This is a genomic window from Burkholderia sp. AU45388 (assembly GCF_030481585.1).
GTDB lineage: Bacteria > Pseudomonadota > Gammaproteobacteria > Burkholderiales > Burkholderiaceae > Burkholderia > Burkholderia sola.
Genome location: NZ_JAUJPV010000027.1, coordinates 1 through 20,813 on the forward strand (window position 1 = coordinate 1; position 20,813 = coordinate 20,813).

The window sequence follows — 20,813 nt, forward strand, 5'->3', positions numbered from 1 at the left end:
GTGCGGTCCGCATTCGACTGGAAATCAGCAATGAATCAGTTTGCTATCCTGTTCGGAGAGCGATTTATGCAGGCGCGTGGGTAACACGTTGTTCAACCGCCTCGCCCACAAAAATGCGGACAGGTTCTCCTGTCGTCTCTCCGTTCGCGCGCCGTCCGTGGCCGCGCGCTGCGTGAGCGCTCCGCCCCCCATCCCGGCATTCACGCCGCCCCGCCATCGCGCAACCGTAGCGTGGCCTATCCACGCTAAATCAATTTCGTACCGGTCTGATCGACGGCGCCCGCGTCCGTCCGTATAGTCGCTCGCTCACGTCGGGGCTACGTGATCGCGGTTTTCCGCTCACGAGCAACAACACCTCGCCCCGCGCCTTTCGACCAAGCCACGTATGCGTCAGCCCGCTGCGTCATACATCGTATCGATCAGGACTGCGATTAAATGTCACGTACCTTCGCCTCACCCTCCCGAACCGCGCGCGTCCGCTCCCATGCGGCACCCAAGCGGCAACCCGCGCCCTCCGTCCGCCTGTCGGCGCTCGCGTTCGCCCTCGTCGCGCTCGCGCCGTGCTACGGCCATGCCGCCGACCTGATTCTGGACAATCTGGTGGTCAACGACGGCACGGGTGGCACGCCCACCGCGTCCGGGGCCGGCTCGATCGCAATCGGAACGGGTGCACAGGCGAATGGCGAGACCGGCGGGGATTACTCGGCGATCGCGATCGGCGCGAAAGCCGAGGCGAACGGGCGCTCGACCATTGCCATCGGCGAAGGGGCGCATGTCCGGGGCGACCGCTCGAGCGCGTTCGGCGTGTCGTCGTCCGTCGTGGGCGACCGCTCAAGCGCATTCGGCTCCTCATCGAGCGTCCAGGCGGTCCGCGGCGTCGCGCTCGGCGCGGAGTCGCTGGTCACCGCCAACGGCGCGGTCGCGCTCGGCCAGGGTAGCGTCGCCGACCGCACGAACACCGTATCGATCGGCGATACGGGCAGCGAGCGCCAGCTCGTGAATCTTCGCGCCGGCACCCGCGACACCGACGGAACCAACCTGTCGCAGCTGAAGCCCGTCGTCGCCGCGCTCGGCGGCGATGCGGCCGTCAACGCCGACGGAACCGTGCGCGGCCCGACCTACACGGTCGACGGACAATCGTTCAACAACGTCGGCGGTGCGCTGACCCAACTCGACGGACGCGTCACGACAATCGACGGCCGTGTCACCACCGTCGAAAACAACGTGACGTCGATCCGCAACGACGTCACCGATCTCGGCACGCGGCTCGACAACGGCACGACCGGCCTCGTCCGGCAGGATCCGGCGAATCTCGCGATCTCGATCGGCGCCGACAAGGGCGGCACGTCGGTCAGCGTCGCCGGCACGGACGGCACGCGCACGCTGACCGGCCTGTCGAACGGCACCGGCGACACCGATGCCGTGACGGTCGCGCAGCTCAAGGCGACCGGGCTGATCGATCCGAACGGCAAGGCGCTCGGCGCGCTCGTGTACGACGACCTGACGCTGGATCGCGCAACGCTCGGCGGCGTCGGCGGCACCTTGCTCGACAACGTCAAGGCAGGCGCGATCGCGGCGAGCAGCATGCAGGCCGTCAACGGCGGGCAGCTCTTCTCGATGCAGCAGCAGTTCGACACGCGGCTGGAATCGCTCGACACACGCATCAAGAACATCGAGCGGGTCGACCCGACTCCCCGGCCGCCGAGCGACGAGCACGGCAACCAGTTGGCGCAGCTGGGCGACGGCTCCGGTGCGACCGGCTCGAACTCGATGGCGCTCGGCCAGGACTCGACCGCATCCGGTAACGGCAGTCTCGCGATCGGCAACAACGCGACCGCGTCGGGGCAGAATTCGCTTGCACTCGGCAACAATTCGGTCGCCGATCGCGACAACACGGTGTCCGTCGGCGCACCGGGGCAGGAGCGGCAGATCACCAACGTGGCGGCCGGCACCGCGCCGACCGATGCCGTGAACGTGCAGCAACTGAACGACCGCATCGGCAGCGTGCGATCCGACATGGATCACTATCGACGCGATGCAAGCGGCGGGATCGCGTCGGCGGTCGCGATCGCGAACCTGCCGCAGGCGTCGCTGGCGGGTGAAAGCATGGTCGCGGTCGCCGGCGGCACCTACAGCGGGCAATCGGCCGTCGCGTTCGGCCTGTCGACCGCCACCCGCAACGGGCGCTGGGTGATCAAGGCGTCCGGGTCGACCAATACTCGCGGCACGGTCGCGGTGGGCGCCGGCGCTGGCTATCGCTTTTAACTCGCCACGGCGACACCCTTCGCGTTAGACCGTTAAACGACAGGGGCCGAGGTTCGATCGATACGAACCCGGCCCCCTTGCTTTCTCGATACGGGCGCCAGCCCGCGTCCGTGCAGCCCGTACGGCCTACCCCCGCTCCTTCCCCGGCACGACCCGCCGCTCGACCCACCGCCTCGCCAGATCGAACAGCCACGCGATCGCGATCCTGGGAACGCTGACGAAATTGCGCTGCGCTAGAAGCCGATGCTTCGCTGCGTCACGATAGCGAGCCAAAGAAATGCATAAAAAAACCCGCGAAGCGGGTCTTTTTATGCGCGGAGCGTCGGCGAGCAATCAAACCACCCCTGCCCCGTGCGCCTGCAGGTCGGCGTGATAGCTCGAGCGCACCATCGCGCCGACGGCCGCGTGCGTGAAGCCCATCTTGTACGCCTCTTCCTCGTACATCTTGAACGTATCCGGATGTACGTACGCCCGCACCGGCAGGTGGTGCTCGGACGGCTGCAGGTACTGGCCGATCGTCAGCATGTCGACGTCGTGCGCGCGCAGGTCGCGCATCACCTGCAGGATTTCCTCTTCGGTCTCGCCGAGGCCGACCATCAGGCCCGACTTCGTCGCGACGTCCGGATGCAGCGCCTTGAAGTCCTTCAAGAGCTTCAGCGAGTGCGCGTAGTCCGAACCCGGACGCGCTTCCTTGTACAAACGCGGCACCGTTTCGAGGTTGTGATTCATCACGTCGGGCGGCGCGGCGTTCAGGATCGAGATCGCACGGTCGAGACGGCCGCGGAAGTCCGGCGTCAGGATCTCGATGCGCGTGTCCGGCGACTGCGCACGCGTTTCGCGGATGCACTCGACGAAGTGGGCGGCGCCGCCGTCGCGCAAGTCGTCGCGGTCGACGCTCGTGATCACCACGTACTTGAGCTTGAGCGCGGCGATCGTGCGCGCGAGGTTCTTCGGTTCATCGGCGTCGAGCGGATCGGGACGGCCGTGGCCCACGTCGCAGAACGGGCAGCGGCGCGTGCACTTGTCGCCCATGATCATGAACGTCGCGGTGCCCTTGCCGAAGCATTCGCCGATGTTCGGGCAGCTCGCTTCCTCGCACACGGTGTGCAGGTTGTGCTCGCGCAGGATCGTCTTGATCTCGTTGAAACGCGAGCTGCCGGTGGCCGCCTTCACGCGGATCCACTCGGGCTTCTTCAGCTTTTCGATCGGAATGACCTTGATCGGGATGCGTGCCGTCTTCGCCTGCGCCTTCTGCTTGGCGGTCGGATCGTAGGCCGGGGTCGCGGCCGTATCGGCCGGTGCGGGAGAAGCGGTAACGTCAGTCATTCGATTGTTCCAGTGCGTGCGGCTTGTCGGCGGCCGCGGATGCGCCGTCGAGGTTGGCGATCAGACGGCTCACCAGCGTGTGGGCGACGTCGTTCCAGTCGGCAGCAACCTCGAGGCTCGCCATGTCGACGGTTTCGAGTCCGGCATAGCCGCACGGGTTGATCGCGAGAAACGGGCGCAGATCCATCTTCACGTTCAGGCTCAGCCCGTGATAACTGCAGCCGTTGCGGATCTTCAGGCCGAGGGCCGCGATTTTCGCGCCTTCGTGCACGCCGGATGCCACGTAGATACCGGGCGCGCCCGCCTTGCGGACCGAAGCGAGATTATACGCCGCGAGGGTTTCGATCACGGCCGCCTCGATCTTCGTCACGAGCGTGCGCACCATCAGCTTGCGCCGGCGCAGGTCCAGCAACAGGTAGACGACGATCTGGCCGGGGCCGTGATAGGTGATCTGTCCGCCGCGGTCGACCTTCACGAGCGGCACGCCGCTGTCGGCCACCAGCAGGTGCGCCGGGTCGCCGGCCTGGCCGAGCGTGTAGACGGGCGGATGCTCGACCACCCAGATCTCGTCGCCGGTATCGGCCGTGCGCGTGTCGGTAAATGCGCGCATCGCGTCGAAGCTCGCCTCGTACGCCTCGCGGCCCCGCCACCGCACGGTGACCGGCTGGGCCGGCTGATCCGGGACTCCGGCGGGCGATGCGGAAACGGCGACAGGCGTGGACACGATGGAAACCGGCGAAACGGACATGGGCGGTAGTTTACCGAAAACCCGTGGGTCTCGCCGGCCTTGGATGGGGGGACGGATCGCCGATATCCGTCGGATGAAACGATGGTCAGACGGTGCGCCAGCCGTCGTGCAGCAGCGCGCTCACGCGTTCGCGCAGCCGGGACAGCCCGCCGAGCGCGACTTCCCGCGGCGGCCGCGACACCGAGAACGCGACACGTGCGCCCTCGCGACCTTCCGCGCTGAGCCACAGCCGCTCGCCGCGGCGCAGCTTCAGCGTCTCGCCGTCGGCCAGGAAGTAGTCGTCGACGTCGTTGCTGCGCGTCGCCCACACCGGCCCGCACTGGACGACCAGCCGCGTGCTGCGTTGCACCTTCATCGGCACGGTCTCGCCCGCGGGAATTTCGAAGGTGATGCTTGAAGAGATTTCTTGCATGATCGACTCCGCCAATAAGTGCTTCGATGACTACAATCCTAGTCACTTGAAGGTGTCCGACCAAACGACCAATTTTCACGTCGATGTGAGGAAAATTAGCAAATGGACCTCCGCCAGCTGCCGCCGCTGAACGCGATTCGCGCGTTCGAAGCCGCCGCCCGCCACGAGAACTTCTCGCGCGCCGCCGACGAGCTGTTCGTCACGCACGGCGCGGTCAGCCACCAGGTGCGCGCGCTCGAGGAAGAGCTCGGCGTGCAGCTGTTCACGCGCAACGGCAAGCGGCTGTGCCTGACCGACGCCGGCATGCGCTACGCGCAGCAGATCCGCACCGCGCTGATGGCGATCGCCGACGCGACACGCGACGTGCGCGCGAGCGACCGCGACCGGCGGCTGGTGGTCTCGATGCTGTCGTCGTTCGCCGCGCGCTTCATCACGCCGCGCATCGGCACGTTCATCGAGCGCCACCCTGAAATCGACGTCGAGCTGCAGTCGACCAACTCGCTCACCGACTTCGCGCGCGACGACGTCGATCTCGCGATCCGCTTCGGCTTCGGCAGCTATCCGGGGCTGCACGTGGAGCCGCTGTTCGAGGAGGTGTTCTTTCCGGCGTGCGCGCCGACGCTGAACGGCGGCAAGCTGCCGCAGACGCCCGCCGATCTCGCGCACTACCCGCTGCTGCGCTCGGACGACGAGCTGTGGCGGCCGTGGTTCGACGCGGCCGGGCTCGATACGCTGACCGAGCCGAAACGGGGGATTCTGTACCAGGATTCGTCGAACCTGCTGCTGGCCGCGATCGAAGGCCAGGGCATCGCGCTGGTGCGCCGCTCGCTCGCGGTGCACGACCTGCTCGACGGGCGCATCGTGCGCCTGTTCGACATCGACGGGCCGAGCCCGTGGCACTATTTTTTCGTGTGTCCGCCGCCGCTCTTGAACACGCCGCGCGTGCAGGCGTTCAGGACCTGGCTTTTCGAGGAAGTCGCCGAATACAAGCGGCTGTGCGACGAGCTGGACGCGCGGCGCGCGGCGGGGAAATGCCCCGCCGAGTGCGCGCTGGAGGGAGGATGGAAAGGGATCAGCGGCCGTTTGCGCTGACCCCGCGCCGAATGGGCGCTTAAAGAACGACCTTGACCATCGGATGGCCGGTCAGCGCGCGGTAGATGTTGTCGAGCTGTTCCTGGCTCGTCGCGCGCACGGTGATCGTGAGGCCCGTGTAATTGCCGCCGCTCGATGCGCGCTCCTCGATTTTCTCGACGTCGATCTCGTTGTCGTGAACGGCGACGACCTTGAAGATCGTGTCCTTGAATTCGGGGTGCGCCTTGCCCATGATCTTGATCGGGAAATCGCACGGAAACTCCAGCAGCGACTCCTTCCGGGTCTCGATCGCGCCGGTGACCTCGACGGTTTTGGTCGGTTCGCTCATCATTTTCTCCGGGTTAGGTCAAACTCTTCAAACTCGCGTGCCTTCGCACGCTGGTACGCGTCATACAGCGCCGCGAATACCGGGCCCGGCTTGCCGCCCTGCACGGGCAGATCGTCGAGCGACGTCACAGGCAGGATTTCCTTGGTGGCCGACGTCAGCATGATCTCGTCGGCCGAGCGCAGCTCGACCTCGCTGATCTCGCGCGCGACGAACCGGATCCCGCACTCTTCGGCCAGTTGCTCGACCAGCGCGTAGCGGATCCCTTCGAGGATCTTGTTGCTGCGCGGCGGCGCGAACAGCTCGCCGTTCTTCACGATCCACACGTTCGACGACGAGCCTTCGGTCACGTTGTCGTCGCGCAGCTGGATCGTCTCGAACGCGTCGCGTTCGGCCGCATGCTGCGCCATCAACACGTTGCCGAGCAGCGAGATCGACTTGATGTCGCAATGCAGCCAGCGGCGATCCTCGGCCGTCACGCAGCGCACGCCCTTCGCGCGCTCCGCTTCCGACGGCAGCCGCAGCGGGCTCGCCATCGCGAACACCGTCGGCACCGCGTTCGCCGGGAACGCGTGGCCGCGCTTCGCGACGCCGCGCGTCACCTGCAGGTAGACGAGCGCGTTGCCGTCGCCGAGGCCCTCGGCGTTCGCCGCGACCACCCGCTCGATCAGCGCGCGCCAGCCGGCCGCGTCGTGCGGATCGTCGATGCCGATCTTCTTCAGGCTGCGCGCGAGCCGCTCCAGATGCTGTTCGATCCGGAACGGCACGTGCGCGCCGTCGTGCGCATAGACGGGGACGACTTCATACACGCCGTCGCCGAAGATGAACCCGCGGTCGAGCACCGGCACACGGGCTTCGGACAGCGGTACCAGTTCCTCCTGCGCCGAGACGCTGAGGTAGACGATCGGTTCGAATTCGGCTTGGCTCATGGCTGTGACAGATGGGGATGAAGTCGTGAAAACAAAGGCCCGTCGTGCTTACTTCTTCTTGCTGAACATCAGCAGGATCGAGTCCCAGATACGTCCGAAGATACCCGCTTCCGGCACCGCCTGCAGCGCGACGACCGGGAATTCGGACAGCGTCTTGCCGTCGGCGACGATCTTCACGGTGCCGACCTGCTGGCCTTGCGCGAGCGGTGCGATCAGCGGCGCGTTGACGTCGACCTCGGTCTTGACCTTGTCGCCGAGGCCGCGCGGCACGGTCGCCCACTGGTCGGCCGTCACGCCGACCTGCACGGTGTTGTCCTTGCCCTTGTAGACGCGCGGCGTCGAGATCGCCTGGCCGCCCTTGAACAGGCGCACCGAATCGAACGCGCTGTAGCCGTAGTTCAGCATCTTCATGCTGTCCTGCGTACGGTCGCCTTCCTTCGGCTCGCCCATCATCACCGACACCAGGCGGCGCTGGCCGTCGACGCCCGGGATCGCGCGCTTCGCCGATGCGATCAGGCAGTAACCGGCCGCCTGCGTGTGGCCCGTCTTCAGGCCGTCGACGGTCGGATCCAGCCACAGCAGCCGGTTGCGGTTGCCCTGGCGGATGTTGTTGTACTTGAATTCCTTCTCCGAGAAGATGCCGTAGTACTGCGGAAAATCGCGGATCAGGTGGGCCGACAGCTTCGCGAGGTCGCCGGCCGTCGTGTAGTGGTTCGGGTCGGGCATGCCGTTCACGTCGGCGAAGTGCGTGCCCTTCATGCCGAGGCGCGCCGCCTCGTCGTTCATCAGCGTGACGAACTGCCCTTCGCTGCCGCCGACCAGTTCGGCCAGCGCGATCGCGGCGTCGTTGCCCGACTGGATGATCATCCCGTACACAAGGTCGTGCACGGACACCGGCTTGTTCGCCTCGATGAACATGCGCGACTCGTCGCGGCCGACGCGGCGCACCGCGTCGCTCGGCGTGACGATCTGCTCCATCGAGATCTTCTTCTTGTCGAGCGCCTCGAACACGAGGTAGGCCGTCATCAGCTTCGTCAGCGACGCCGGCTCGACGCGTTCGTCCGCATTGCCCGATGCGAGCACCGTGTTGCTGGTCGCGTCGACGAGCACCCACGAGCGTGCGTTCACGCCCGGCGGCGGCACCGCGCCCGGCATGTAGGTCGCGGGCGCGCCGGTGGACTGCTCGGCGGCCGGCGCCGCATGCGCGGCCTTGGCCTTGGCGGCCGGCTTCGCCTCGGCGACGACGATCGTCGATGCGAGCGCGACGGGCAGCATCACGCCGAGCGCGACGTTGCGCGCGGCCGTGCTGAAGGCGATGGAGGAAGCGAGGGACTTGAGGCCTTGGGAAGACAGACGCATGATCGATTCAGGCTGATGGCAGAAAGTGCGGTGCGAAACGCGCAGGGTTGAACGGCAAGGCGGCGGGCGTGTCGGGCATTCGCCCGATACCGTCGGGCGACGCGAAACGCGCCGGTTGGACTCGTGCGGGCGCGTTCGGTTCGCGGCCGTCGCGAGCGGGCGGACAGGCGGCGAAACGAGCGCCGCATGGGCCCAGCCGGGCCGCGGGCAACGCGAAAGCGGCCATTATACGTGGCCGCGCACGGCGCTTTTGCGAACCCGGCCGCGAACGCCCGACTACCCGTTGCGAGAGCATGGCACGGGAATGCGGCGGGCGCGCGTGCTCGAAGCCGCGTGAAAGGCGGCCGCAGGCGGCGTGCAAGCCGGGTTGCGCCGCCGGCGGCAGGCGGCGCGATGTCGCATGAAGCTTCGGGAAGGGTCGCGCATCGTCCGGCCGGGCGCCGGTGCGCGGTACGGGCCGCCGGCGCTTGCGCCGGCGCCCGCAAGCGGGCTAACGCCACGCGTCGACGATGATGCGCTTCAGCACGTGCAGCTTGCGATGGAGGAAATGCTCGGCGCCGGGGATCACGACGACCGGCAGCTCCTGCGGCCGCGCCCAGTCGTACACCGACGCGATCGGCACCGTGTCGTCGGTTTCGCCGTGGATCACGAGCGTGTTCTCGGGCACGTCGGCCACCTGCCAGCGGCTCGCGGCCGTGCCGACGAACACCATCCGCTCGATCGTCTCGCCCGCGTCGCGCAGGCGCTTCGCGACGTGCGACAGCACGAAGGTGCCGAACGAGAAGCCCGCGAGCACGAGCGGCAGGTCCGCGTACGCGGGCTGCGCGCGCATGTGCGCGAGCACCGCGAGCAGGTCGTCGGCCTCGCCCGTGCCGTTGTCGTGCACGCCTTCGGTCGCGCCGACCCCACGGAAGTTCGACCGGTAGACGACGTAGTTCAGTTGCACGAGCGTGCGCGCGAGCGTCTGCGCGACTTTGTTGTCCATCGTGCCGCCGAACAGCGGGTGCGGATGCGCGACGAGCGCGATGCCGCGCGGCACGGTGCCGCCTTCGCGCACGGCGTCGGGCAGGTCGACCGCGATTTCGATCCGGCCGATCGGGCCCGCGATCAGCGATTTCTGCGTATGAACGTTCATTCGGCCGGCCCGCTCAGATCTTCAGGCGGTCGACGACCTTGCCGTCGCGCAGGTGCGATTCGACGATCTCGTCGATGTCGGCCTGGTCGACGTACGTGTACCACGTGCCTTCCGGATACACGACCATCACCGGCCCTTCCTCGCAGCGGTCGAGGCAGCCGGCCTTGTTGATGCGAACCTTGCCGGGCCCCGCGAGACCGAGTTCCTTCACGCGCTTTTTCGCGTATTCCTGCATGGTCTGCGCATTGCATTGCGCGCAGCTCGGGCGCTCGGCGCCCGGATCGCGCTGGTTCAGGCAGAAGAAGACGTGGTGCTGGTAGTAGGAATCCATGATGGTGACGAGCGGGCCGGCACGAGGCCGTGCGCAAAGAGGGGCGATGGATTGCCGCTGCACGAACGGGCAACGGAGGATGCGGACGATTATAGCGAGCGGCGCACGCGGCTGCCCGCGGCACGGCCGCCGCCGTGCGGCCCGGGCTGCCGTGTCAGCGGCGCAGCACGGCCGGCAGCCACGCGTGCTCGACCCGCTGGCCGAGCCAGATCAGCGCCGCGTAGGGCCAGATCCATGCGAGCCAGCGCGCGATGCTGTTGAAATGCACGTAGCGGCCCTGCCGCCACCCCGACAGCGTGAAGTCGAAGAACGGGTTGACCGGCAGCAGGTTCACGAGCGCGACGCCGGCCAGCAGCGCGAGCGCGGCGAGCAGCGCGCGCCACGTCGCCGGCACGCGCAACGCGACGAGCGCCGCCGCGAAACCGAGCTCGATGCCGAGCCGCGCGCCGGGCGTCGCCCACACGACGACGAGGCCGGTGGCCGACTGCATGAACGTCGCGGCCGCCTTCAGCACGAGCGTGGCGACCACCAGCGCGATCAGCAGCCGGATGCGCGGCGCACGCGGGCGCATCGCGAGCGACGCGATCGCCAGCGCGGCGAACAGCATCAGCCCGCCGAGCACCGCTTCCCACGCGGAATCGGACAGCCAGCCGTCGACCCGCTCGGGCCATTCGCTGACGTGCCACGCGGCCGGCAGCCAGGCGAGCAGCGCGTCCTGCATCGACGCGTCGGCGCGCTCCCACAGCGCGGCCGGCCAGTCGCCGATGCCGAACAGGAACGGCGACGGAAACACGATCGCGAACGGCCACAGCGCGGCGAGCAGCAGCGGCGTCGAACCGTCGGCCTCCAGCCACGCGAAACGCAGCCGGCGCAGCGCGCCGCGGTCCAGCAGCGCGCCGGTGGCCGGCGCGGCGAGCGCCGCGCCCAGCAGCGCGCCGAGCGCGTTGGCGCCGAGATCGAGATTCGACGCGACGCGCGTCGGCAGGTAGGTCTGCAGCGCTTCCATCGTGCCCGACAGCAGCACGCCGAGCCCGCCCGCGATCAGCGTCGCGGCCACACCGCGCCAGCGCGGGTGCAGCGCGAGCACGCCGAGCGCGCCGAACGGCAGATAACCGAGCACGTTCGTGACCACGTCGAACGCGGTCACGTAGCGCTGCATCGGCGCGAACAGGTAATCGAACGGGCCGATGCCGAGCGACACCCAGCCTTCGAACGGATACAGCGACGCATAGACGATCAGCGCCGCATAGGCGGCAAACGCCTGCCGTGCGAGCGGCGACGCGCGATGCGTGCCCGGCACGTTCATCGCGGATGCAATCGCGGATGCGATCGCGGCTGCACGTCGGGCGTCACGGCGTGCCCGCGTACGCCTGCACGCCGACCCACGCGGCGATCTGCGACACGAGTTCGTCGCTGGCCGCCGCGAGCGCACGCGCGCCGCCGGCCGCGTCGGGCGTGCTCGACGGCGCGCGCGCGACGAACGTACGCTGGCCGAGCACCTTGCCGTCCTGCATCAGCGTCGCGCGCGCGGTCACCGCGCCGTGGCTTTGCGACTGCCCGTCGAAGACCTGTTCGAATTCGCTCAGGTCGACCTTGAGCGTCGGCGCACGCACGCCGTCGGCGCCTTCGAGCACCGTCCCGCGCGACGACAGCGCGCCGCGCAGCCGCTGCGTGAGCAACTGCGCGGGCGGCGCGGTCCAGCGGCTGTCGCGATAGACGGCCACGTGCTGCGCATCGGCGTACGCGAGGCGGTACGCGAACTTGTCGGAATCGAGCGCGTCGGGCGCGGCGACGTCGAGCACCTTCAGCGCGGGCCCCGAACCGGCGGTCGTCACCGACGATGCGGGCCCGAGGTCGTAGCGGATGTTCGACAGCACCGCGTCGTTGCCGGCGCAGCCGGCCGCGAGTGCGAGCGTCAGTACGGCCAGCGCGGCCGCGGCCGGGCGCAGCGCGCGGTCAAGAATTCGTGGCATGGCGTGTTCCTGCATGAGATTTGCGGTTTCGATGAGCGTCAGTGCCCGGCCGTTTCCGGCCGGACGGTCGACAGGCGGCCTCCGGGCGTCACTTCCCGGCCGTCGCGCCCGGCCAGACGAAGCCCGCTTCGCCGGGCCCCGGCGCCGCGCCGGGCGAACCGAACAACAGACTGCGCGGGTTGCGGCCAAGTTCACCGGCGACGTCCTTCAATTGCCGCGACGCGTCGCCGACGCTGTCCGCCAGCGCATTGAAGCGCGGCAGCGTGTCGTACTGCACGCGCGCGTTGAGGCCGTTCAGCGCGACGCCGACCTGCTCGGCGGCCGTGCCGGCCTTGTTCAGGTTCGACACGAGCGGCCCGTTCGGCTGCAACAGCGAATTCGCCGACGCCATCGCGCGGTTCACCTCGTGCATCGTTTCCGGCAGCGCGGTGACGGCCGGGCCGAGCTGCTTCGTCAGCGTCGCGGCGCCGTCGGCCGCGTGCTGCAGGCTTTCGGCGGTCGCGCGCAACTGCTCGCGCATCTCGGGCGACATCAGCGCGTTCGCGCTCTTCGCGGCCAGTTCGAGCTGCCGCAGCAGCACGTCGCCGCGCTCCTGGATCTGGTCGAACAGGCTCGGCCGCATCGGGATCTGCGCGATCGACTTCGCGGACGACGGCAGCGGCGCCAGATCGCGCCCCGTATCCTCGAGCTGCACGAACGCGATGCCGGTCACGCCCTGGAAGCCGAGGCTGCCGTAGGTCGACTGCGTGATCGGCGCGTCGTGATCGACGAGGATGCGGATCCGGATCTGGCCCGGATGCGTGCGATCGAAGCCGATCGACTGCACCTTGCCGACGTCGAGGCCGCGAAAGCGCACGGCCGCGTCCGGAAACAGCCCCGTCACGTTGGTGCGCGCGAGCAGGTCGTACGGCACGCGCACGGTGCGGTCGACGTTGAACCAGAACACGGTGCCCGCGATCGCGAGCGTCAGCGCGATCGTGAACAGGCCGGCCCAGAACGCATGTGATTTGTTTTCCATTCGCGGGTTCCTTGCTTCTACAGCTCGACGCTCGACAGCGCCGGTTCGAGGGCCGCCTTCGGCAGCTTCGCGCGCCGCTCGGGCGGCAGCGCCTGCAATGCGCGGCGCCCGCGCAGCCCCAGGAAATATTCGTGGATGAACGGATGGTCGACGTTCGCGGCCTCCTCGACCGGCGCGGCGACCAGCACCTTGCGGTCGGCCAGCACCGCGACGCGCGTCGACAGCGCGACCATCGTGTCGAGGTCGTGCGTCACCATCACGACGGTCAGCCCGAGCGTGCGATGCAGCGTCGCGATCAGCTCGACGAATTCGTCGGACGCCTGCGGATCCAGGCCGGCCGTCGGCTCGTCGAGGAACAGCAGCTCGGGCTCCAGCGCGATCGCGCGCGCGATGCCGACCCGCTTCACCATCCCGCCCGACAGCGCGGCCGGCATCTTCGACGCGTGCTTGCAGGGCAGCCCGACCATCTCGAGCTTCAGCATCACGATGTCGTGCAGCAGGTCGGGCGGCACGCGGCCGAGTTCGCGCAGCGGCTGCGCGACGTTGTCGAACACCGTCATCGACGAGAACAGCGCGCCCTGCTGGAACAGCATCCCCGAACGCGTGCGCATCATCCGCGCGCTTGCATCGTCGATCGTCGCCGTATCCTCGCCGAACACCTTGATCGTGCCCGACGTTGGCCGTTCGAGGCCGAGGATCTGGCGCACGAGCGTCGTCTTGCCGGAACCCGACCCGCCGACGATCGACACGATCTCGCCGCGCCGCACGTCGAAGTCGAGTTTCTGGTGAACGATGTTGCGCCCGTAGCGCTTGGTCAGGTTGCGCACCTCGATCACGAGGTCGCCGGCATCGGCGGCCGCGTCCGGCCCGGCGCCGACCGACCCGGCGCCGATCGCCGCGGCATGCGCGGTCGGTTCGTTCGATGCGTTCATCCGAGCCCCACGTTCTGGAACAGGATCGCGAACACCGCGTCGGCGAGGATCACGACCGTGATCGACGACACGACCGACGTGGTCGTGCCTTCGCCGAGGCTCTGCGAGTTCGCCTTGATGCGGAAGCCGAAATGGCACGCGACCAGCGCGATCAGCATGCCGAACACGACGCCCTTGCCGACCCCGATGTACAGGTTCGCGATCGGCACGACGCCCGGCAGCGAGCGCACGAAATAGTTGATGTCGATGCCGAGCACCAGCTTCGCGGCGAGCGCGCCGCCCGTCAGCGCGATGATGTTGGTCCACATCACGAGCAGCGGCATCGCGACGCCGAGCGCGAGCACGCGCGGCAGGATCAGCCGCAGCCCGTGCGGGATGCCCATCACGCGCATCGCGTCGAGCTCCTCGGTCACGCGCATCACGCCGATCTGCGCGGTGATCGCCGAGCCCGAGCGGCCCGCGACGAGGATCGCCGACAGCACGGGGCCGAGCTCGCGGATCACCGACAGCCCGAGGATGTTCACGATGTAGCGGTTCGCGCCGAACATCTGCAACTGCTGCGCGGACAGGTAGCTGAGCACGATGCCGATCAGGAACGCGACGAGCGCGGTGATCGGCAGCGCCTGCGCGCCGGCGCTGTAGATGTTCGCCGAGGTTTCCTTCCACGGCATCGTCCGCGGGCGGCGCAGCACCGACAGCGCATCGAGGACCACGCGGCCGAACATCGCGATGCCGCCCTGCAGGTGTTCGCCGAACGTGAAGATCGCCAGGCCGAGCCGCGTGACGGGATCGAACCGCACGATGCGCTCGGGCGCCTCGCGCTGGCTGTCGAGGCGTTCGATGCGCTCGAAGATCGTGCGCTGCGTGGCGCTCAGCGCGACGCCGGCCGGCAGCTTGCGCCCCCACACGCGCCACAGCGCCTGGCCACCGACGTGGTCGAGGCGCTCGATGCCGGACAGATCCCATTCGCTCACGCGCCCGTTGGCGATGCTCGCGATGCGGCGCGCCACGGCGCCGCGGTTGCGCGCGAGCGAGAGCGCGGTCCACTGTCCGGTCAGGCGCACCGTCTGGCCCTGGCCGCCGGCATCGACCGACAGGCCGGGAGGAGTCTCGAAGTCCAAGGGCGGGTTGTTTGCAAAAGGATGACAGCGGCCATTGTAGCGAACCGCCCGATGCCGCGACGCGAGGATTTCGGCGGGTTGCGCAGCCGGCGGCGCGAACTCGGGAGGCGCAGCCGGGGCGCGGGGCCGGGGGCGCCGAACGCGGGGCGCGCGATCGAGGCGCCGGGCTCGGGCGCTCAGCCCGGGCGCCGGGCCGGTGCCGGCCGGTGCTGGCCGGGACCAGCCCGAACCGACGCGGACCTCGGCTCGCGGCCGGCGTCGCGACCTTTCATTGTTCCGTCACGTTTCCTTTCGATACTCTCACGCGCCGCACCTCAGGCCGTCGGCGCGCCGCGCCGCCATTCGTGCGTACCTCGCGTTTCATAAAACAGAACACCGAACAGGACATCCGATGCGTCTCCCCCCGCTTTCCCGCCGCCGCGTACCGGCCGCCGCCGCGCTCGCCAGCCTCGCCTTCGTCCTCGCCGGCTGCGGCGGCGACGACGTCACCGCCACGCCGCCGTCGCGGCCCGAAGCCCAGGCGCCCGTCGGCACGACGGCCACGCTCGCGCTGCTCGAGACGACCGACCTGCACACCAACGTGCTGTCGTACGACTATTTCAAGCTCGCCGCCGACAATTCGCTCGGCTTCGAACGCGTGTCCACGCTGATCGCGCAGGCGCGCAAGCAATACCCGAACACGCTGCTGCTCGACAACGGCGACACGATCCAGGGCACCGCGCTGGCGGACTACCAGGCGCTGGTCAAGCCGGTCGGCTGCGACCAGACGCTCGCGATCTACAAGGTGATGAACGCCGCGAAATTCGACGGCGGCGGGATCGGCAACCACGAGTTCAACTACGGGCTGCCGTACCTGTCGCAGGTGACCGGCAACACGTTCGAGATCGACGGCCTGCCGGCGCCGGCCCAGCAGAAGAAGTGCGCGGGCCCGAACTTCCCGCAGGTGCTCGCGAACGTGATCAGCGCGAAGACCAATGCGCCGCTGTTCACGCCATACACGATCCTGACGCGCACGGTGACGGCCACGACGCCGGACGGCAAGACGGTCAGCGCGCCCGTGAAGATCGGCATCATCGGCTTCACGCCGCCCGCGATCATGAACTGGGACAAGCGCTGGCTCGACGGCAAGGTCTACACGACCGGGTTGAAGGAAGCGGCCGAGAAGTACATTCCGGAGATGCGCGCGAAGGGCGCCGATCTCGTCGTCGCGATCTCGCACGGCGGCCTCGACGATTCCGCGTACTCGCCGACGATGGAAAACGGCAGCTGGTGGCTGTCGAAGGTGCCCGGCATCGACGCGATGCTGATCGGCCACTCGCACCAGGTGTTCCCGGACGCGAACAGCACCGTGGCGCAATTCAACCTGCCGGGCGTCGACAAGGTCAAGGGCACCGTCAACGGCGTGCCGACCGTGATGGCCAACTACTGGGGCAAGCACCTCGGCGTGATCAAGCTCGGCCTGAAGTTCGACGGCAAGACGTGGATCGTCGACAAGTCGCAGACGACCGTCGAGGCGCGGCCGATCCAGAACGCCGACAAGAGCTACGTCGCGGCCGACCCGTCGGTCTCCGCCGCGATCGCGGCCGAGCACCAGGCGACGATCGACTACGTGAAGACGCCGATCGGCTCGACCGACTACCGGATGAACTCGTACTTCGCGGACGTCGGCGATCCGGGCGCGATCCAGATCGTCAACGAGGCGCAGGCCGACTACGTGAAGACCTACGTGCAGGCGAACCTGCCGCAATACGCGTCGCTGCCGGTGCTGTCGGTCAGCGCGCCGTTCAAGAGCGGCTTCGGCGGCGGCACCGACTACACCGACGTCGCGCCGGGCGCGCTCGCGATCAACAACGCGGCCGACCTGTACCTGTATCCGAACACCGTGTACGCGGTGAAGGTGAGCGGCGCCGACGTGAAGAACTGGCTCGAGACGGCCGCGAAGCGCTTCAACACGATCGACCCGACCCAGGCCACCGTGCAACCGCTCGTCAGCACCTTCCCCGGCTACAACTTCGACATGTTCACGTCGGCCGATCTCGCCTATGAAATCGACGTCACGCAGCCGGTCGGCAGCCGCATCCGGAACCTGACGTACAAGGGCGCGCCGATCGACCCGAACGCGCAGTTCATCGTCGCGACCAACAACTACCGCGCGAGCGGCGGCGGCAACTTCCCGGGCCTCGATGGCAGCAAGACGATCTTCGCGTCGCCCGACGCGAACCGCGACGTGCTGATCGCGTTCATCAAGAAGCGCGGCGCGATCACGCGCGCGGCCGACGGCGCGCAGCGCAGCTGGCGCTTCACGAAGCTTGCAAGCTCGGTCGCGCACGTGCGGTTCGCGTCCGCGCCGAACCGCCTCGGCGACGCGACGGCGGCGGGCCTGACCGGCATCACGCAGGTCGCGGCCGACGACGGCTCGGGCAAGAACCTCGCAACCTACGAGATCGACCTCACGCAATGAGACACGCGATGCAACCGATCCGGACGATGCGGCCCGCCGAAACCGGCTTCGCCGCCGCCGCGCGGCGCATGCTGCGCGCGAAACTCCCGCCGGCCGCGCTGCTCGCGGCGGCGGCCGTGACCGTCGCGGCGGTCGTTGCGGCGACCGGCCTGCGCGGCAGCGGCCCCGCGCCAAGCGCCGCGCAGCTCGACGAATGGCAGGCGATGGTCGCGCAGGCGACCGAGCCGCATGCGCTCGCCCAGTTACGCACGCTCGCGCGCCGCGGCTCGGGCGACGCGCAGGCGGCGCTCGGCATCGCGCTCTCCGATGCGCATGAACCGGGGCTGCGCGACGAGGGACGCGGCTGGCTGGAAACGGCCGCGGCGGCCGACGGCAAGGCCGACGCGCCGGCTGCGCGGCGCGCGCAGCTCGCGCTCGGCAAGGCGTTGCTGCTCGGCAGCGGCGACCTCCCGAAAGACTATGCGCGCGCCCGCGCGCTGCTCGGCGCGGCGGCTTCGAACGGCGATCCGGCCGCCGCCTATTACCTCGGGCTGATCTACCGCAGCGGCTACGGCATCGCCGCCGACCCGGTGCAGGCCGCGCACTGGTTCGACATCGCGTCGCGCGCGGACATTCCGGCCGCCGACTTCATGCTCGCGAACGCGTACCGCGACGGCAGCGGCGTGCCGCGCGACGAAGCGCGCGCGCTCGCGCTGTATCGCCGGGCCGCCGAGCATGAACTGCCGGAAGCCGTGCAGACGCTCGCGATGGCCTATCGCAACGGCGAACTCGGGCTGCGGCCCGACGCGGACGAATTCCACGCGCAGTGGATCGAGACCGCGCATGCGCTGAAGCATCCGGTCGTCGCGCCGTGACGGCGGTTCGGCCGGGACAGGCTTGATCCGACGCCCTGCGCATCGATCGTCCGGAAACGGAATCGGTCGCGGGGCGTCGATCGATGCGCGTGCCGCCATGCATCAACATGCAGCCTCACAATAAAACCTGAGAGAACCGCATCATGTCCAATCGCCTGTCGCGGCTTCGCGCCGTCCTCGGCGTGGCCGTCATTTCGGTCACGGCCGCCCCGCTCGCGGCACTCGCCGCACCGCCCGCCCACTACGACATCTTCAACGCCGCGCTCTGCAAGCCACCGTTCACGTCGGACCTGATGGATTCGATCTACAACACCGCGAAGGCGACCGATCCGAAGCCGGACCAGTCGATGCTGGGCGCTGCCGTCTATCGCCTGCCCGAGCCGATCCACCGCGACGGCTTCACGACGCAGCACGTGGTGTTCGTCAGTACCGGCATCGGCGTGCTCGTCGACGGCGAAGTCGCCAGCCAGCTCGCCGAGCGCTACCAGCTCACCCGCGAGAAGGGCAGCCTGCTGGGCGCGTCGTCGGTCGGCTATTCGCGCCGGCTGACCGTCCGCGGCCCGGGCGGCGCGCTGATCCTCGTGTCGGCCCGCCAGGGCCCGGCGCTGAAGGGCAAGACGCTGCTGGCCTGCGAAATGACGTCCGAAGAGGACATCAAGGCGCTGGAGCAGATGGAGAAGCAGCGCTAAGCAGACGGAGCGCTGGCGCAACGCAACGCCACTGCGGGGATATCTCGCATGCGAATACCGTACGTCGTTACTTCTGCTCCGGCAAGACCGTACCGCACGGATTCTCGCAACCTTCCGATGAACACGCTGGAATGAACTCTATCTCTATCTGATTGCGTTCACTCGACGGAACAACGGAGTTGCTTCGCCAGATTTTAGAGTCCATGTGAATCCGATCTTTTGCTACGCCGAGATCGAGCAGATACGCTCGGACAGCATTGGCCCGAGTACGGGCGGTCGAAATTGCGTCTCGCTCGTGCTCGTCGGCATATCCGTAGATCACGACGGGACCGTTATTGGCCGCACTGTCCCGAACTCTAACCAACAAGCTGGCGAGCGCGATCCGGTCAGCATTCGAAATGGTCACGACGCCGCGGTCGAGCTTACTGGCATATTGCAAGGAAAAGCTACAAGCAAACACGACGCCTGACGCACAAAGCCCCGCAAGGCTAATCGATGCACAAGATATACCACGCAATATTGTCCGCATTCCTGATCGCCATTGTCGGAGCCTCTTTGGCGAGTCGCCTGCTGAGAAATTGTCCATAGGTGTTCTTGTAGTCAACCGCTCCGAATGTATCCCGAAAGTGCACGCACTCGTGAACAATGGTCAGTTGCATCGAGGAAAACGTACCCGCACTCGTATCCGGAAGCTCACAGAACTTCGGGGAAATCGATATCGTGTGCGTGGCGGTATCGGGGCCGCAAACGTGCGCAACTTCGCCGTCTAGATTTTTGGTATTCGGCGTACAGCCGAGAGCCCGATCAAGGTCGGGATCGGAGCGAACGAAATTCCTCGCCGTCAATCCATTCATGACTGTGATCAACGCCACCAATCCGTTCGTCAGCACCCCGCGAGTGGGTTCGTCGGCAATCCCGAACCACTCTCTGACTCTCGCCCGCGCAGGCTCTCTCCAGACATCGAGTTCGTCAATTCGCTGCGTGATTATTTTTACGGCATCGTCGCGCAACGTCAGGACTTTCTTCCGAAATGCCGCATCGGTCATGTTTTTGCAGATCGGCGGCCCGTCGACTGCCAATAAAAGCTCAACCTTCGAACCACGCGTCGTATTCGTCATGGCCGAGTCATGCACGGTCACGTATTCGTAGTCATCATGCGGCATGACCATGCTCCACTATTTCAATTCGCAGTTTCTCCGAATGCCGCGTCGCTACGCGCTGTGTGTGCCCGGCACGATCAGTCATACCGCTGAAGACCCGGCCGGAACTGGTATGTATTCGATACGGCACGCATGCCAAGGGCTGCCCCGTCTTCTCGTTTTTCAATACATACTGCTCGTCGCATTCCGCCCCAGCGACGGGCGAGTGAGAATGTTCCTCTCCCAGCCCTTTCTGGTCAGCCGCCCCGTCACCGACCCGCATTCTCATGCCCCGCTCGGCATAGAACACAGGCGGCGGACTGCACCCGCATGCATTGATATCCCCACTCAACGCCCATCCCTGACCATTCGGTGCCCTGCCGGGCAAGCGCGGTCCTTTCGGCGCGACAAACCCGACCCGCTCGCAAGCCGTGCAATAGGTTTTCATGTAGAGCGTGGCGATCTGCACACGTGGCGGCGGATTGGAACACGTGACACATTCCAGTCCCTCGGTGATCGTCGCGCTCCCGCCCCGATCGCCCTTGGCGAGGAAATAGCGGATCATGCGGTATCACCTCGGCTCATCGCGCCCGAGCAACGCTCATCCGTGAAAGCACCGAGCGTCGCGCATCTGACAACGGTCGGCCTGCCAGCGGCATATAGGCCGCCGCTAACCATCAACCGGCCGACAACAACCAACGAAG

21 protein-coding genes are annotated in these 20,813 nt (G+C 67.7%); 5 read left to right on the top strand and 16 right to left on the bottom strand.

Annotated elements, in window-relative coordinates:
- Nucleotides 1-435: 435 nt before the first annotated feature.
- Nucleotides 436-2,265, top strand: a complete 1,830-nt coding sequence (locus QZM72_RS30515) for a YadA family autotransporter adhesin (protein ID WP_301739920.1) — start codon at nucleotides 436-438, stop codon at nucleotides 2,263-2,265.
- 333 nt (nucleotides 2,266-2,598) lie between these two features.
- Here the strand turns inward: QZM72_RS30515 and lipA are convergent, their stop codons facing one another.
- From lipA to QZM72_RS30530, 3 genes are all read right to left on the bottom strand, one after another.
- Entirely contained in the window at nucleotides 2,599-3,591 is a 993-nt protein-coding gene (gene lipA, locus QZM72_RS30520) for a lipoyl synthase (protein WP_006477693.1), read from the bottom strand.
- Nucleotides 3,584-4,339, bottom strand: a complete 756-nt coding sequence (gene lipB / locus QZM72_RS30525; protein ID WP_301739921.1) for a lipoyl(octanoyl) transferase LipB — start codon at nucleotides 4,337-4,339, stop codon at nucleotides 3,584-3,586. Before lipB ends, lipA begins: the two co-directional genes overlap by 8 nt.
- A gap of 85 nt (nucleotides 4,340-4,424) precedes the next feature.
- Nucleotides 4,425-4,751: a DUF2917 domain-containing protein gene (locus tag QZM72_RS30530; RefSeq protein WP_089468797.1), complete on the bottom strand. Its 327-nt coding sequence runs from the start codon at nucleotides 4,749-4,751 to the stop codon at nucleotides 4,425-4,427.
- A gap of 102 nt (nucleotides 4,752-4,853) precedes the next feature.
- Here QZM72_RS30530 and QZM72_RS30535 point away from each other — a divergent pair, with 102 nt between their 5' ends.
- Nucleotides 4,854-5,843 (top strand): transcriptional regulator GcvA, encoded by a 990-nt coding sequence (locus QZM72_RS30535; protein WP_089468550.1) that lies wholly within the window; start codon nucleotides 4,854-4,856, stop codon nucleotides 5,841-5,843.
- Nucleotides 5,844-5,862: 19 nt separating this feature from the next.
- On the opposite strand, the gene QZM72_RS30540 is transcribed toward QZM72_RS30535, so the two are convergent.
- The 10 genes from QZM72_RS30540 to QZM72_RS30585 all read right to left on the bottom strand — a co-directional run bounded on the left by QZM72_RS30540 (nucleotide 5,863) and on the right by QZM72_RS30585 (nucleotide 14,966).
- The gene (locus tag QZM72_RS30540; protein WP_011546305.1) at nucleotides 5,863-6,171 is read right to left on the bottom strand and encodes a YbeD family protein; all 309 of its coding nucleotides are present in this window, start codon (nucleotides 6,169-6,171) and stop codon (nucleotides 5,863-5,865) included.
- Complete coding sequence (locus QZM72_RS30545; RefSeq protein WP_301739922.1) at nucleotides 6,171-7,097, bottom strand: D-amino acid aminotransferase; 927 nt, start codon at nucleotides 7,095-7,097, stop codon at nucleotides 6,171-6,173. The genes QZM72_RS30540 and QZM72_RS30545 overlap by 1 nt, the downstream gene beginning before the upstream one ends.
- 48 nt (nucleotides 7,098-7,145) lie before the next feature.
- Nucleotides 7,146-8,456 (bottom strand): D-alanyl-D-alanine carboxypeptidase family protein, encoded by a 1,311-nt coding sequence (locus QZM72_RS30550; protein ID WP_089468552.1) that lies wholly within the window; start codon nucleotides 8,454-8,456, stop codon nucleotides 7,146-7,148.
- 490 nt (nucleotides 8,457-8,946) lie between these two features.
- Nucleotides 8,947-9,591: an alpha/beta hydrolase gene (locus tag QZM72_RS30555; RefSeq protein WP_301739923.1), complete on the bottom strand. Its 645-nt coding sequence runs from the start codon at nucleotides 9,589-9,591 to the stop codon at nucleotides 8,947-8,949.
- A gap of 13 nt (nucleotides 9,592-9,604) precedes the next feature.
- On the bottom strand, nucleotides 9,605-9,922 hold the full coding sequence (locus QZM72_RS30560; protein ID WP_027785549.1) for a ferredoxin: 318 nt from the start codon (nucleotides 9,920-9,922) through the stop codon (nucleotides 9,605-9,607).
- Nucleotides 9,923-10,076: 154 nt separating this feature from the next.
- On the bottom strand, nucleotides 10,077-11,228 hold the full coding sequence (locus QZM72_RS30565) for a VanZ family protein (RefSeq protein ID WP_301739924.1): 1,152 nt from the start codon (nucleotides 11,226-11,228) through the stop codon (nucleotides 10,077-10,079).
- 43 nt (nucleotides 11,229-11,271) lie between these two features.
- A complete protein-coding gene (locus tag QZM72_RS30570) occupies nucleotides 11,272-11,895 on the bottom strand; it encodes an ABC-type transport auxiliary lipoprotein family protein (protein ID WP_089468798.1) in 624 nt (207 codons plus the stop codon).
- An 88-nt stretch (nucleotides 11,896-11,983) separates the two neighbouring features.
- Complete coding sequence (locus QZM72_RS30575; protein ID WP_089468556.1) at nucleotides 11,984-12,913, bottom strand: MlaD family protein; 930 nt, start codon at nucleotides 12,911-12,913, stop codon at nucleotides 11,984-11,986.
- A gap of 17 nt (nucleotides 12,914-12,930) precedes the next feature.
- On the bottom strand, nucleotides 12,931-13,845 hold the full coding sequence (locus QZM72_RS30580; protein ID WP_089468557.1) for an ABC transporter ATP-binding protein: 915 nt from the start codon (nucleotides 13,843-13,845) through the stop codon (nucleotides 12,931-12,933).
- Complete coding sequence (locus QZM72_RS30585) at nucleotides 13,842-14,966, bottom strand: ABC transporter permease (RefSeq protein ID WP_089468558.1); 1,125 nt, start codon at nucleotides 14,964-14,966, stop codon at nucleotides 13,842-13,844. Before QZM72_RS30585 ends, QZM72_RS30580 begins: the two co-directional genes overlap by 4 nt.
- A gap of 391 nt (nucleotides 14,967-15,357) precedes the next feature.
- Between QZM72_RS30585 and QZM72_RS30590 the strand changes: the two genes are divergently transcribed.
- The 3 genes from QZM72_RS30590 to QZM72_RS30600 all read left to right on the top strand — a co-directional run bounded on the left by QZM72_RS30590 (nucleotide 15,358) and on the right by QZM72_RS30600 (nucleotide 18,970).
- Nucleotides 15,358-17,427, top strand: a complete 2,070-nt coding sequence (locus QZM72_RS30590) for a bifunctional 2',3'-cyclic-nucleotide 2'-phosphodiesterase/3'-nucleotidase (RefSeq protein ID WP_301739925.1) — start codon at nucleotides 15,358-15,360, stop codon at nucleotides 17,425-17,427.
- Nucleotides 17,428-17,435: 8 nt separating this feature from the next.
- Nucleotides 17,436-18,281 carry a tetratricopeptide repeat protein gene (locus QZM72_RS30595; RefSeq protein WP_301739926.1) on the top strand — a complete coding sequence of 282 codons (846 nt, stop codon included), beginning with the start codon at nucleotides 17,436-17,438 and terminating at the stop codon, nucleotides 18,279-18,281.
- Between the two features lie 143 nt (nucleotides 18,282-18,424).
- A complete protein-coding gene (locus tag QZM72_RS30600) occupies nucleotides 18,425-18,970 on the top strand; it encodes a hypothetical protein (RefSeq protein WP_089468561.1) in 546 nt (181 codons plus the stop codon).
- Between the two features lie 67 nt (nucleotides 18,971-19,037).
- Here QZM72_RS30600 and QZM72_RS35725 read toward each other — a convergent pair whose 3' ends face one another.
- Genes QZM72_RS35725 through QZM72_RS30610 form a run of 3 tightly spaced genes read right to left on the bottom strand, consistent with a single transcriptional unit; the run spans nucleotide 19,038 to nucleotide 20,674 of the window.
- The gene (locus QZM72_RS35725) at nucleotides 19,038-19,556 is read right to left on the bottom strand and encodes an OmpA family protein (protein WP_089468562.1); all 519 of its coding nucleotides are present in this window, start codon (nucleotides 19,554-19,556) and stop codon (nucleotides 19,038-19,040) included.
- Nucleotides 19,459-20,133: a M35 family metallo-endopeptidase gene (locus QZM72_RS30605; protein WP_226211326.1), complete on the bottom strand. Its 675-nt coding sequence runs from the start codon at nucleotides 20,131-20,133 to the stop codon at nucleotides 19,459-19,461. The genes QZM72_RS35725 and QZM72_RS30605 overlap by 98 nt, the downstream gene beginning before the upstream one ends.
- Nucleotides 20,123-20,674, bottom strand: a complete 552-nt coding sequence (locus tag QZM72_RS30610; protein ID WP_089468564.1) for a hypothetical protein — start codon at nucleotides 20,672-20,674, stop codon at nucleotides 20,123-20,125. Before QZM72_RS30610 ends, QZM72_RS30605 begins: the two co-directional genes overlap by 11 nt.
- Nucleotides 20,675-20,813 lie beyond the last annotated feature (139 nt).

Coding starts and splice junctions, on each gene's coding strand:
- QZM72_RS30600 (WP_089468561.1), top strand. CDS start 18,425: ATGTCCAATCGCCTGTCGCGGCTTCGCGCCGTCCTCGGCGTGGCCGTC.
- QZM72_RS30610 (WP_089468564.1), bottom strand. CDS start 20,674: ATGATCCGCTATTTCCTCGCCAAGGGCGATCGGGGCGGGAGCGCGACG.
- QZM72_RS30575 (WP_089468556.1), bottom strand. CDS start 12,913: ATGGAAAACAAATCACATGCGTTCTGGGCCGGCCTGTTCACGATCGCG.
- QZM72_RS30565 (WP_301739924.1), bottom strand. CDS start 11,228: ATGAACGTGCCGGGCACGCATCGCGCGTCGCCGCTCGCACGGCAGGCG.
- QZM72_RS30555 (WP_301739923.1), bottom strand. CDS start 9,591: ATGAACGTTCATACGCAGAAATCGCTGATCGCGGGCCCGATCGGCCGG.
- QZM72_RS30530 (WP_089468797.1), bottom strand. CDS start 4,751: ATGCAAGAAATCTCTTCAAGCATCACCTTCGAAATTCCCGCGGGCGAG.
- QZM72_RS30535 (WP_089468550.1), top strand. CDS start 4,854: ATGGACCTCCGCCAGCTGCCGCCGCTGAACGCGATTCGCGCGTTCGAA.
- QZM72_RS30560 (WP_027785549.1), bottom strand. CDS start 9,922: ATGGATTCCTACTACCAGCACCACGTCTTCTTCTGCCTGAACCAGCGC.
- QZM72_RS30595 (WP_301739926.1), top strand. CDS start 17,436: ATGCAACCGATCCGGACGATGCGGCCCGCCGAAACCGGCTTCGCCGCC.
- QZM72_RS35725 (WP_089468562.1), bottom strand. CDS start 19,556: ATGGACAATTTCTCAGCAGGCGACTCGCCAAAGAGGCTCCGACAATGG.
- QZM72_RS30550 (WP_089468552.1), bottom strand. CDS start 8,456: ATGCGTCTGTCTTCCCAAGGCCTCAAGTCCCTCGCTTCCTCCATCGCC.
- QZM72_RS30515 (WP_301739920.1), top strand. CDS start 436: ATGTCACGTACCTTCGCCTCACCCTCCCGAACCGCGCGCGTCCGCTCC.
- QZM72_RS30605 (WP_226211326.1), bottom strand. CDS start 20,133: ATGCCGCATGATGACTACGAATACGTGACCGTGCATGACTCGGCCATG.
- lipA (WP_006477693.1), bottom strand. CDS start 3,591: ATGACTGACGTTACCGCTTCTCCCGCACCGGCCGATACGGCCGCGACC.
- QZM72_RS30580 (WP_089468557.1), bottom strand. CDS start 13,845: ATGAACGCATCGAACGAACCGACCGCGCATGCCGCGGCGATCGGCGCC.
- QZM72_RS30590 (WP_301739925.1), top strand. CDS start 15,358: ATGCGTCTCCCCCCGCTTTCCCGCCGCCGCGTACCGGCCGCCGCCGCG.
- QZM72_RS30570 (WP_089468798.1), bottom strand. CDS start 11,895: ATGCCACGAATTCTTGACCGCGCGCTGCGCCCGGCCGCGGCCGCGCTG.
- QZM72_RS30545 (WP_301739922.1), bottom strand. CDS start 7,097: ATGAGCCAAGCCGAATTCGAACCGATCGTCTACCTCAGCGTCTCGGCG.
- QZM72_RS30540 (WP_011546305.1), bottom strand. CDS start 6,171: ATGAGCGAACCGACCAAAACCGTCGAGGTCACCGGCGCGATCGAGACC.
- lipB (WP_301739921.1), bottom strand. CDS start 4,339: ATGTCCGTTTCGCCGGTTTCCATCGTGTCCACGCCTGTCGCCGTTTCC.